Origin of the sequence: Micromonospora sp. DH13 (assembly GCF_020873825.1) — a bacterium.
Lineage (GTDB): Bacteria > Actinomycetota > Actinomycetes > Mycobacteriales > Micromonosporaceae > Micromonospora > Micromonospora haikouensis.
In genome coordinates, this window is record NZ_JAHWGR010000033.1 from 37422 (window position 1) to 48789 (window position 11368).

Consider the following 11368-nt stretch of genomic DNA (forward strand, 5'->3'; position numbering starts at 1 on the left):
GACTGCCCCGGTCGAGGTGCTGGACTGCCGGGGGCAGCGCTGCCCGCTGCCGGTGATCAAGCTGGCCCGGCGGCTGCCGGAGCTGCCGGTCGGGGCGGTGCTGCGGGTGCTCGCCGACGACCCGGCGGCGGCCGTGGACATCCCGGCGTGGTGCCGGATGCGCGGCCAGGAGTTCGTCGCCGCCCACGACGAGGGACCGGGCTACGACGTACGCCGCGTCGGTTGACCCTTCGGCTCATCGCAGCTCAGGGGCTCGTGGCGCTCGGCAGGGCGTCGATCCAGATCAGCCGCAGCCGGCGGCCGGTGCGGGCGAAGAGCCGCAGCGCGCTCTCGGCGCTGGTGAAGTGCCCGGTCGACGTCTGGTCGTCGCAGCGCAGCAGGGCACCCTCGGCGAACGCCATGCCCCAGGCCACGACCTCGCCGTCGACCCGGTCGCCGTACTCCTCGCAGATCGCGAACCGGCGGGGCGCGAACTCGTGCACCAGCTCGACCAGCATCCGGTGGAACTCGTCGGGTGTGCCGAGCGGTTCGGGCATCGGTGCGGGCATGACCACCTCCACAAGTCCGTTGCTATACGTATAGCGCTGATCCTTGCCTGTTGGAAGTAGGAACGGCATGATGTTCTCGTCGGTATACGAACGTGGAGGCGATGCATGGGTACGCGAACGGATCCGTCCGCGCTGCGCTGGCTGATCGGGGCCGAGCTGAACCGGTACCGGCGCGAGGCGCCGATGACGCTCACCGAGCTGGCGGCCGGCACCGGCATCGGCAAGCCCAAGCTCGGTCACATGGAGACCGGCCGCTACCAGCAATTCCCCGAGGACATCGCGACCGTGCTGCGGGCCTGCGGCGCGGACGAGGCGGCGATCGAACGGCTCACCTCGCTCGCCAACCGCTCCGACGCCAAGACCTGGTGGGCACCCTGGGCCGCCGTGATGCCGGACTGGTTCAAGACGTATGTCGGCCTGGAAGGGCTGGCCGACGGCGCGTTCGTGTTCGAGTCCATGGTCATCCCCGGCCTGCTCCAGACCGAGGAGTACGCGCAGGCGCTGACCCTGGGCACCGGCTTCGTCCGACCCGACCACGCCGAGCGGTTCGTGTCCTTCCGGCAGGCCCGCGCCCGCCGGCTCACCGACGACGAACCACTCACCCTGCACGCGGTGATCGGCGAGGCGGCGCTACGGCTGCGGGTCAACGGCGACGCCACCCGGCGGGCCCAGCTCGCGCACCTGGCCGCCATGTCCGAGCTGCCGAACGTCACCGTGCAGGTGCTCCGCCCCGAGGACGGGCCGCACGCGGCGACGCCGCTGGGCAAGTTCGTCCTGCTGGACTTCGCCAACGTGCGGCCGATCGCCTACACGGAGGTGCTCGACGGGGCGATGTACGTGCAGGATCCCGACGGCGTGCGCACCTATAGCATGGTGGCAGACAACCTGCGCCAGGTCGCCCTCTCGCCCGCCGAGTCGCGCGCGTTGATCAGGGAGTTGGCCGGCGCGGCCTGACCCCCCGGAGGCCACGATGTCCACCCCTGACCTCGGCACCGTCGACCTCGCCGCCGCCCGCTGGTTCACCAGCAGCCGCAGCGCCAACAACGGCGACTGCGTCGAGTGCGCCGTGCTGCCCGACATGGTGGCCGTGCGGGACAGCAAGGACCGCTCCGGCCCGACGCTCGTGTTCCCGGCCGACCGGTGGACGTCGTTCGTCACGGCAACCACCACCGGCACGCTCGCCCCAGGCCGCTGACCGCTCTGCCCCGGCAGAGCCGCCGTTCGCCCGGCAGCGATGCGGCACGAGGCCGGCGGGCCAGCTGACGGCTCCTTGATCGTCTGCTGTTCTCGGACAATCGCACCGGTGTGTCGTCTCACCAAACCGCAGACGATCATCACCTCGCCCCGCCGCCCCCGTGATCACGAGGTTTGTGTCAGAGTCGATCTGCTCTGACACAAACCTCTCGAGCACCAACTTGGGATGGGCGTTACGGGAGGAGGTGAGGGCGGATGTCGTCGGCGGCCTGGTCGCCGTAGGACTCCGCCAGGCGCTTGACGAAGACGTCGGGGCGCACCTCGTACTCCTGGGTGCCGACCGTCTCCAGCACCAGCGTGGCCAGCAGGGAGCCGACCTGGGCAGCGCGCTCCAGGCCCAGCCCCCAGGAGAGGGCGGCGAAGAAGCCGGCCCGGAAGCCGTCGCCGACACCCGTCGGGTCGACGGCCTGGGCCTCGCGCGCGATCGGCACGTGGAGGGTGTCGAAGTCCCGGCCCGCGATCTCCACCCCGTTGCTGCCCAGCGTGGTCACCCGGATCTTCACCCGGTCCAGCAGCTGCGCGTCGCTCAGGCCGGCCTTGCTCTGCAGCAGCGACTTCTCGTACTCGTTGGTCATGAGGTAGTCGGCGCCGTCGATGAGCCCCACCACGTCCGCGCCGTCCATGCGGGCGAGCTGCTGCGACGGGTCGGCGACGAAGGCGTACCCCCGCTCGCGGCACTCGGCGGAGTGCCGCAGCATCGCGTCGGGGTCGTTGGCGCCGACCAGGACGAGGTCGAGCCCGCCGAGCCGCTGCGCGACGGGGGCCAGCTCGATGTTGCGCGCCTCGCTCATCGCCCCGGCGTAGAAGGAGGCGATCTGGCACATGTCGGTGTCGGTGGTGCAGACGAAGCGGGCCGTGTGCGCCACCTCGCTGACGTGCACGGACTCGCAGTCGACTCCGTGGCGCTCCAGCCAGGAACGGTAGTCGGCGAAGTCCGCGCCGACCGCGCCGAGCAGGATCGGCCGCAGGCCCAGCTGGCCCATGCCGAAGGCGATGTTGGCGGCCACCCCGCCGCGGCGCAGCACCAGGTCGTCCACCAGGAAGGACAGCGAGACCTTGTCGAGCTGGTCGGCGATGAGCTGGTCGGCGAACCGGCCGGGGAAGCTCATCAGGTGGTCGGTCGCGATCGAGCCGGTCACGGCGATCTTCATGTCAACCCTCGTGGTCGGGAGCACGGCGCGGGTCAGCCTACCGGTCCGGTCGGTGCCGTGGTCGCGGGTCGGACGGGGAGCGGACGGCAGGCGGTCATGTCCCGCTCACCTCACCGTCACCCCGCACGAGGCGGCGCAGGTCGGCACCGGTCACGCCCGCCGGGGAAGTCACGGACGGTAGGGCCGGCCGGAAAAAGGGACGCCGGGCCGGGCGGAGGAAGAGACACCAGGCCGGGCGGAGAAGGGACGCCGGGCCGGGCCGGGAGACGGACTGCGGGGCCACCCTCAGATCGAGGGTGGCCCCGCAGTGTCGGCCGGAGCGCGACCCAGCCGGAGTGGCCGGGCCGGGAACCGGCTGAGGTCGGACGGACTCGAGGTCGGACGAACTCAGCCGAAGTCGGGACTCAGCTGAACGAGTCGCCGCAGGCGCAGGAGTTGCCCGCGTTCGGGTTGTCGATCGTGAAGCCCTGGGCGTCGATCCGGTCGGCGAAGTCGATCGTGGCGCCGGCCAGGTAGGGGGCGCTCATCCGGTCGACGACGACCTCGACCCCGTCGTAGTCGGTGACGACGTCACCGTCGAGCGAACGCTCGTCGAAGAAGAGCTGGTACCGCAGGCCGGAGCAGCCGCCCGGCTGCACCGCCACCCGGAGCCGCAGGTCGTCGCGGCCCTCCTGCTCGATCAGGGCCTTGACCTTCTGCGCCGCGACGTCGGTGAGGACGACGGAAGTAGGGGCCTTGGCCTCGGTCGACTCGGTCTGCGCTGGCGTGGTCACGTGGAAATCTCCCTGCGCGGTCTGGGTCTGGACGCACTGGCCAACGTCGTCCGTCGCCCAGTGATTCCCGATGTGTTCGCAGATCCGATGGTACGCCGCCCCGGCCGGGACCACCCGGTCGACGTGACCGGGGCCCCAGGCCGGGCCCGGGTCACGACAGGCCGGGCCCGGACGGCAGCCACGCTGCGGGCGCTCAGCGGCTCCACTGGCGGGCCAGCCGGGCGCCGAGCTGGCGCAGCCCTTCCGCCGGGCGGCTCAGCGCCGCGTCGAGCCCGCCGCGCTCCTCGCCGCCGAAGTGCTCCACCAGGCTGTACGCGTCGGTGACGCCCGCCGAGGCGGCCTCGCGTCGCCCGGTGCTCACCTGCCCCGCCAGCACCACGCAGGGCACGCCCCGGTCCCGGGCGGCCCCGGCCACCCCGGCCACGACCTTGCCGCGCAGCGACTGGTGGTCGAAGGAACCCTCCCCGGTGATCACCAGGTCGGCGGCGTCGAGCGCGGCCGGCAGGCCGATGGCCTCGGTGACCAGGCCGATGCCGGAGGCGCACCGGCCGCCGAGGGCGAGGATCGCCGCGCCGAGGCCGCCGGCTGCTCCCCCGCCGGGCAGCGCGCCGAGGCCGGGCGGGCACCCCGGCAGGTCCTTTTCGAGTACGCCGGCGAAGCGCTCCAGCGCGGCGTCGAGCAGCAGCACGTCTTCGCGCGTCGCGCCCTTCTGCGGGCCGTAGACGTTGCTGGCCCCGTGCAGCCCGAGCAGGGGGTTGTCGACGTCGGTGGCGGCGACGAGGGTGACGCCGCGCAGCCGGGGCGCGCCGTCGAGCCCGGCGACCGCGGCCAGCGCCGCCCCGCCGTAGGGCAGGGCCCGGCCGGCCTCGTCGAGCGGCGTGACGCCCAGCGCGGTGAGCAGCCCGGCCCCGCCGTCGTTGGTGCCGGAGCCGCCCAGCCCGATCACCACCGTGCGGGCCCCGTGCTCCACGGCGGCGGTGACCAGCGCCCCCAGCCCGTACGAGGTGGTGGCCTTGGGGTCGCGCTCGGCGGCGGCGAGCAGGTGCAGGCCGCACGCCTGGGCGCTCTCCAGGTATGCCGTGCCGTCGTCGGTGACCAGGATCTCACCGTCGGCGGGGCGACCGAGTGGGTCGACGGTCGGCACCGGCACCCGACGCCCGCCGAGGGCCTCCGCGAGCACGGCCACGAACCCGGGCCCGCCGTCGGCGAGGGGACGGATGAGCAGGTCGTCGCCGTCGGCCACCTCCCGCCAGCCCTCGGCCACGGCGGCGGCGACCTCCTGGGCGGGCAGCGTTCCGGCGAACTTGTCGGGGCAGAGCAGCACGCGCATGCCGAGCAGTGTGGCAGGCCACATAGGCGCGGGGCAGTGTGGCAGCACACACCGGCGCGGGCTGCCTTGTCGCCCGGCTGTGGAACCATGAGTGGCGTGACTTCGACCTGGATGGAACCCTCCAACACCGCGACGGCCCTGCTGCTGCTCGGCCGTGGCAGCGACCCCGCCACCGAGCGTGGCGTGGAGTGTCCGGGCGACCTGCCGGCGCCCAGCGACCCCGACCTGGTGGCGCGGGCCGCGGCGGCCAAGGCGAAGCTGGGTGACAAGGTCTTCGTGCTGGGCCACCACTACCAGCGCGACGAGGTGATCCAGTTCGCCGACGTGACCGGCGACTCGTTCAAGCTGGCCCGCGAGGCGGCGGCCCGGCCGGACGCGGAATACATCGTCTTCTGCGGCGTGCACTTCATGGCGGAGAGCGCCGACATCCTCACCTCCGAGCGGCAGCGGGTGGTCCTGCCCGACCTGGCCGCCGGCTGCTCGATGGCGGACATGGCGGTGCTGACGCAGGTCGAGTCCGCCTGGGACGCGCTGACCGAGCTGGGCGTCGCGGCGCAGACGGTCCCGGTGACGTACATGAACTCGTCGGCGGACATCAAAGGCTTCGTCGGCCGCAACGGCGGCGTGGTGTGCACCTCGTCGAACGCGAAGCGGGCGCTGGACTGGGCGTTCGAGCAGGGGTCGAAGGTGCTGTTCCTGCCGGACCAGCACCTGGGCCGCAACACCGCCGTGCTAGAGCTGGGGCTGTCGCTGGACGACTGCGTCCTGTACGACCCGCACAAGCCGGGCGGCGGGCTGACCCCGGAGCAGCTGCGCGACGCGAAGATGATCCTGTGGCGCGGGCACTGCTCGGTGCACGGCCGGTTCACCCTCGACAGCGTCGAGGACGTGCGGGCGCGGGTGCCGGGGGTCAACGTGCTGGTGCACCCGGAGTGCCGGCACGAGGTGGTCAACGCCGCCGACTACGTGGGCTCGACGGAATACATCATCCGGGCCATCGAGGCGGCTCCGGCCGGCTCGGCGTGGGCGGTCGGCACCGAGCTGAACCTGGTGCGCCGGCTGGCGCTGGCCCACCCGGACAAGCAGATCATGTTCCTGGACAAGGCGGTCTGCTACTGCTCCACGATGAACCGGATCGACCTGCCGCACCTGGTGTGGGCGCTGGAGGAGCTGGTGGCGGGTCGGGTGGTCAACCAGATCACCGTGGACGCCGACACCGCGCACCACGCCCGGGTGGCGCTGGACCGGATGCTCGCCCTCCCCGGCGCGGACACCCCGCCCCCGGCGAGCACCTGATCACCCTGCGTGACCGGATGGGCACCTTATGGTGCCGGAAGCGCCGATTCGTGCCCTCCGGCGCACGGTGACCGTCTCCATTCTCGTCACCGAGGGCTATGCTGCCGGGGCGACGACACACGCGCCCGTTTTCATCCGGCCGCATCACGGGTAACCCCCATATCGCCCGCATCACCATCAACTACGGCAGCACCGACGCGCTGGAGGTTGCGTTGACCGACGACGTCCTGGTCGTACACGGAGGTACTCCGCTGGAAGGGCGGATCCGCGTGCGCGGCGCGAAGAACCTGGTTTCCAAGGCGATGGTCGCCGCCCTGCTGGGCGACAGCCCCAGCCGGCTGTTCGACGTGCCGCGGATCCGCGACGTCGAGGTGGTCCGGGGGCTGCTCGGCCTGCACGGGGTCAAGGTCACCGACGGCGCCGAGGACGGTGAGCTGGTCTTCGACCCGGCCAACGTCGAAAGCGCCAGCACCGACCAGATCAACGTGCACGCCGGCTCCAGCCGCATCCCGATCCTGTTCTGCGGGCCGCTGCTGCACCGGCTCGGCCACGCGTTCATCCCCGACCTGGGTGGCTGCCACATCGGGCCGCGCCCGATCGACTTCCACCTCCAGGCGCTGCGCGAGTTCGGCGCCACGGTCGACAAGACCCCGGAGGGCCTGCACCTGTCGGCCCCCAACGGGCTGCACGGCACCAAGTTCGCGCTGCCGTACCCGAGCGTCGGCGCGACCGAGCAGGTGCTGCTCACCGCCGTGATGGCCGAGGGTGTCACCGAGCTGCGCAACGCCGCCGTCGAGCCGGAGATCATCGACCTGATCTGCATCCTGCAGAAGATGGGCGCGATCATCAAGGTGCACACCGACCGGGTGATCGAGATCCAGGGCGTGCCGAAGCTGCACGGCTACACCCACCGGCCGATCCCGGACCGGATCGAGGCGGCGAGCTGGGCGGCGGCGGCGCTGGCCACCCGCGGCCACGTCGAGGTGCTCGGCGCGCAGCAGGCCGACATGATGACGTTCCTCAACATCTTCCGCTCCGTCGGCGGCGAGTACGAGGTGACCGACGCCCGGCCGCCGAAGCTGGGCGACCCGGGCCAGGAGGGCGGCATCCGGTTCTGGCACCCGGGCGGCGAGCTGAACGCCGTGGCGCTGGAGACCGACGTACACCCGGGCTTCATGACCGACTGGCAGCAGCCCCTCGTCGTGGCGCTGACCCAGGCCCGGGGCCTGTCGATCGTCCACGAGACGGTCTACGAGCAGCGGCTCGGCTACACCGAGGCGCTCAACACGATGGGCGCGAACATCCAGGTCTACCGCGACTGCCTCGGCGGCACCCCGTGCCGCTTCGGCCGGCGCAACTTCAAGCACTCCGCCGTGATCGCCGGCCCGAGCAAGCTGCACGCCGCCGACCTGGTCATCCCGGACCTGCGCGCCGGGTTCAGCCACCTGATCGCCGCGCTCGCCGCCGAGGGCACCTCCCGGGTGTACGGCGTCGACCTGATCAACCGGGGCTACGAGGACTTCGAGGCGAAGCTGGCCGACCTGGGCGCCCACACCGAGCGTCCGTAACGCCACGCGCAGTAATTCTGCTCACGTCCGCCCGCGCCCGGTGCACCGCGATGTGCACCGGGCGCGGGCGTTTGGCTACCCTTTCCGCGTGCCGTCGCTGTTTCGCCGCAAGTCCACCGACCTCGTCGAGGAGTCCGTCACCACGGTGACGACCGACGAGGAGTCCGCGCGCGCCCGCCGGGGCTACACCCCGGCCAAGGGCCGCGAGACGCCGAAGCGGCCCGTGGCCGGGCGTCGGCCCGCCGGCCCGACCAAGCCGCTGAGCAAGGAGGAGGCCCGGGAGCGGCGGCGGCAGTTGCGCACCGAGTCCGCGGCCGAGTTCCGCCGCGAGGGCGGGCCGCGCGACCGGGGCCCGGAGCGGCTGCTCGCCCGCAACGTGGTCGACTCCCGGCGCACGGTGGGCACCTGGTTCTTCGGCGGGGCGCTGATCGTGCTGCTCGGTTCCAACCAGGCGATGCCGCCGGTCGTCCGGCTGCTCTCCAACATCCTGTGGGGCGCGCTCGCCCTCGGGGTGGTGATCGACTCGATCCTGATCAGTCGGAAGATCAAGAAGCTGGTGCGGGAGCGCTTCCCGAAGTCCGACCAGCGCCTCGGCTCCCTCTACCTGTACGCGATCATGCGGTCGATCACCTTCCGCCGGATGCGCGCCCCGGAGCCCCGCGTCAAGATCGGCGACCCGGTCTGAGGCGTCCCCCTGGTTAAGAAGGGGCCCCTGCTATACCGGAAGCGTTAACAAGGGGCCCCTCCTTACCCGCGTACAGGCGGGCGACGACGTCCTCGATGTCCGGCTCGACGATCGAGACGTCCCGCAGGGCGGCCCGCCCGGCCAGGGCGGCCACCACGTCGGCGACGCCCGCCGACTCCAGCGCGAACACCAGCCGGTGCCCGTCGGCCTCCACCCGCAGCAGCGGGGCGCCGGGCAGCTCCGGCGGCTGCGGCAGCGCGGTGTCCAGGTCGGCCACGACGAGGCGGCGGGAGCCGTACCGGTCGTGCAGCGCGGCGATCGGGCCGTCGTGCACCACCCGGCCGTGGTCGATCACCACGAGGCGCGGGCACAGCCGCTCGATGTCGGCCAGGTCGTGGGTGGTGAGCACGAGGGTGGTGTCGCCGGAGCGGCCCAGCTCGGCCAGGAAGCCCCGCACGGCCTGCCGGCTCACCACGTCCAGCCCGATCGTCGGCTCGTCGAGGAAGAGCACCTCGGGGCCGTGCAGCAGGGCGGCGGTCAGCTCGCCGCGCATCCGCTGGCCGAGGGAGAGCTGCCGCACCGGGGTGTCGGCGAAGGCGTCCAGGTCGAGCAGGTCGCGGCAGCGGCGCAGCCGGGCGGCGTGCGCGGCGGCCGGCACCCGGTAGACGTGCCGCAGCAGGTCGAACGACTCCCGCAGCGGCAGGTCCCACCAGAGCTGGGACCGCTGGCCGAACACCACGCCGACGCGCAGCGCCAGCCGGGTGCGCTCGGGCACCGGGCGCAGCCCGCACACGCGTACCTGGCCGGAGGTGGGGGTGAGCACACCGGTGAGCATCTTCAGGGTGGTGGACTTGCCCGCCCCGTTCGGGCCGATGTAGCCGAGCAACTCGCCGCGCTCGACGCGCAGGTCGACCCCGGCCACCGCCGCGACGGTGCGCTTCTCGCGGCGCAGCCGGCCGGCCCTGACCCGGACCGTGAACTCCTTGCGCAGCTCGCGCACGTCGATGACGCTCATGACCCCGTACTCCGGTAGTGGCGGACCCCGACGCGCCAGGCGGTGGCGGCGAGGGCGGCGGCGACCAGCGCGACCGTCGGCGAGGCCCAGCCGACCCAGGCCGGCAGGCCGAGCGGGTCGGCCCGGCCGAGCAGCGCCAGCGCCGGCTGGTAGCTCACGAAGGCGAACCCCATCCCGTACGCGAAGGCCGCGCGGAACCAGCCGTCGAAGATCGTGACGGGGTACGAGGTGAAGTCGCGCCCGCCGTAGGTGACCGAGTTGGCCAGCTCCCCCGACTCGGTCCAGTAGAACGACACGGTGGCGGTGGCCACGAAGACCGACCCGAAGAAGACGACCCCGGCCAGCGGGGCGGCCACCGCCAGCGCCACCCGGCCCGGGGTCCACTCGATGCCGGCGCGGGCGAGCGCCACCAGCAGCACGGCCAGGCCGAACACCGCCCGGGACGCCTTGCGCAGCGGCAGGTCCATCAGCAGCAGTTGGGGCAGCGCGCCCAGCGGGCGCAGCAGCACCGCGTCGAACAGGCCGGTGCGCACGTACGCGGGCAGCCGCTCGACGTTGCCGACGAGCAGGTCGGCGGTGGCGAACGCGCAGGCCGACAGGCCCACCATGACCAGCGTCTCGCGCAGCGTGAACCCGCCCAGCTCCCGGGTCACCCCGAAGATCACCAGCACGGTCACCACGTCGAAGACGGTGGCACCGACGTTGCCGACCAGGTCCACCGCGAACGACGCCCGGTACGCCGCCTGCGACCGGGCCTGCGCGCCGAGCAGCGCCCCGTACGCCCGCAGCCGGTGGTCAGCCACCCTGCACCACCAGGCGGCGCTCGGCGCGGCGCTGCACCAGCCGGCACAGGGCGAGGATCGCCACCGCCCAGCCGACCTGCAGCCCGACCAGCCCGGCCTGCACGCCCGTCGGGTCCCGCTCGACCAGCACGTCGAGCGGGGTCTGCAGGAGACTCGGGAACGGGGTGGCCAGCTGCAACGCCAGGAACAGCGCGTCGGGCAGGAACGGCAGCGGGAAGTAGAGCCCGGCGAGCACCCCCGAGCCGAGGGTCCACAGGATCTGCGGGCCCCGGACGTCCTGGAGCCAGTACGCGGTGGCGTTGACCAGGAACCGGCAGCCGAAGCAGAGCACCACCGCGACGGTCGCGGAGACCACGAACAGCGGCACGGTCGACCAGCGGGCCGGCAGGTACACGTCGAAGAAGAGCGGGCCGACCAGGACCGGCGGCAGCAGCCGGGACACGCACGCCCACCCCGCCCGGCCCAGGTCGGTGGCGAGGTAGCTGGTCACCGGATGGACCGGGCGCAGCAGGTCGCTGGCCACGTCGCCGGTGCGGATCCGCTCGGCGAGCTCGGGCCGGCCCCACAGCAGGATCACCGCGAGCATGCCCTGCCCCGCCCAGACGAAGGTGGCGAACTGCGCCCGGTCGTAGCCGGCCGCGGTGCCCGCCGCGCCCGCCGCGCCGAACAGGATGTAGCAGCGCAGGAAACCGAAGACGATGTTGGTGACGGCACCGGCCAGCGCGGCCTGGCGGTATGTGGCGTACCGTCGGAATCCGGATCGCGCTATCGCACCGAATGTCCGAAACCATAGGATAACGTTTGACTCGGTGGGCGGTGCCACAGTGGCGGTGACAGAGCCCACGCCGTTACCCTCCTTCCGCAGCCACCCGCGCCGGACCGGGCGACTTTACCGGCAGGTGGGGTGCCCAGCGCGACAATTTCCAACGAGGTGACATCGCCGTG

At 72.6% G+C, this 11368-nt stretch carries 13 protein-coding genes; 6 read left to right on the forward strand and 7 right to left on the reverse strand.

Features of this window, described 5'->3' with window-relative positions; genetic code table 11:
• Positions 1-16: 16 nt before the first annotated feature.
• Positions 17-226, forward strand: coding sequence for a sulfurtransferase TusA family protein (locus tag LPA42_RS26340; RefSeq protein ID WP_096761683.1), 210 nt, complete (start codon positions 17-19; stop codon positions 224-226).
• Between the two features lie 19 nt (positions 227-245).
• Here the strand turns inward: LPA42_RS26340 and LPA42_RS26345 are convergent, their stop codons facing one another.
• Complete coding sequence (locus tag LPA42_RS26345; RefSeq protein WP_144082715.1) at positions 246-548, reverse strand: hypothetical protein; 303 nt, start codon at positions 546-548, stop codon at positions 246-248.
• A gap of 105 nt (positions 549-653) precedes the next feature.
• Here LPA42_RS26345 and LPA42_RS26350 point away from each other — a divergent pair, with 105 nt between their 5' ends.
• Complete coding sequence (locus tag LPA42_RS26350) at positions 654-1502, forward strand: helix-turn-helix transcriptional regulator (protein WP_077938987.1); 849 nt, start codon at positions 654-656, stop codon at positions 1500-1502.
• 16 nt (positions 1503-1518) lie between these two features.
• Positions 1519-1743, forward strand: coding sequence for a DUF397 domain-containing protein (locus LPA42_RS26355; protein ID WP_077938986.1), 225 nt, complete (start codon positions 1519-1521; stop codon positions 1741-1743).
• 232 nt (positions 1744-1975) lie between these two features.
• Here the strand turns inward: LPA42_RS26355 and LPA42_RS26360 are convergent, their stop codons facing one another.
• The 3 genes from LPA42_RS26360 to LPA42_RS26370 form a co-directional block, all read right to left on the reverse strand.
• The gene (locus LPA42_RS26360) at positions 1976-2953 is read right to left on the reverse strand and encodes a carbohydrate kinase family protein (RefSeq protein ID WP_077938985.1); all 978 of its coding nucleotides are present in this window, start codon (positions 2951-2953) and stop codon (positions 1976-1978) included.
• A 404-nt stretch (positions 2954-3357) separates the two neighbouring features.
• Entirely contained in the window at positions 3358-3726 is a 369-nt protein-coding gene (erpA, locus tag LPA42_RS26365; RefSeq protein WP_013735179.1) for an iron-sulfur cluster insertion protein ErpA, read from the reverse strand.
• A 193-nt stretch (positions 3727-3919) separates the two neighbouring features.
• Entirely contained in the window at positions 3920-5080 is a 1161-nt protein-coding gene (locus tag LPA42_RS26370) for a glycerate kinase (protein ID WP_198956666.1), read from the reverse strand.
• Positions 5081-5152: 72 nt separating this feature from the next.
• On the opposite strand from LPA42_RS26370, the gene nadA reads away from it, so the two are divergent.
• The 3 genes from nadA to LPA42_RS26385 all read left to right on the forward strand — a co-directional run bounded on the left by nadA (position 5153) and on the right by LPA42_RS26385 (position 8605).
• Positions 5153-6352: a quinolinate synthase NadA gene (gene nadA, locus LPA42_RS26375; protein WP_077938983.1), complete on the forward strand. Its 1200-nt coding sequence runs from the start codon at positions 5153-5155 to the stop codon at positions 6350-6352.
• Between the two features lie 212 nt (positions 6353-6564).
• The gene (murA, locus tag LPA42_RS26380; protein WP_074474807.1) at positions 6565-7920 is read left to right on the forward strand and encodes a UDP-N-acetylglucosamine 1-carboxyvinyltransferase; all 1356 of its coding nucleotides are present in this window, start codon (positions 6565-6567) and stop codon (positions 7918-7920) included.
• 88 nt (positions 7921-8008) lie between these two features.
• Complete coding sequence (locus tag LPA42_RS26385; protein WP_077938982.1) at positions 8009-8605, forward strand: DUF3043 domain-containing protein; 597 nt, start codon at positions 8009-8011, stop codon at positions 8603-8605.
• A gap of 13 nt (positions 8606-8618) precedes the next feature.
• On the opposite strand, the gene LPA42_RS26390 is transcribed toward LPA42_RS26385, so the two are convergent.
• Genes LPA42_RS26390 through LPA42_RS26400 form a run of 3 tightly spaced genes read right to left on the reverse strand, consistent with a single transcriptional unit; the run spans position 8619 to position 11267 of the window.
• Entirely contained in the window at positions 8619-9620 is a 1002-nt protein-coding gene (locus tag LPA42_RS26390) for an ATP-binding cassette domain-containing protein (protein WP_077938981.1), read from the reverse strand.
• A complete protein-coding gene (locus LPA42_RS26395) occupies positions 9617-10423 on the reverse strand; it encodes an ABC transporter permease (RefSeq protein ID WP_077938980.1) in 807 nt (268 codons plus the stop codon). The genes LPA42_RS26390 and LPA42_RS26395 overlap by 4 nt, the downstream gene beginning before the upstream one ends.
• Positions 10416-11267 (reverse strand): ABC-2 family transporter protein, encoded by an 852-nt coding sequence (locus LPA42_RS26400; protein WP_043967142.1) that lies wholly within the window; start codon positions 11265-11267, stop codon positions 10416-10418. The genes LPA42_RS26395 and LPA42_RS26400 overlap by 8 nt, the downstream gene beginning before the upstream one ends.
• Positions 11268-11368 lie beyond the last annotated feature (101 nt).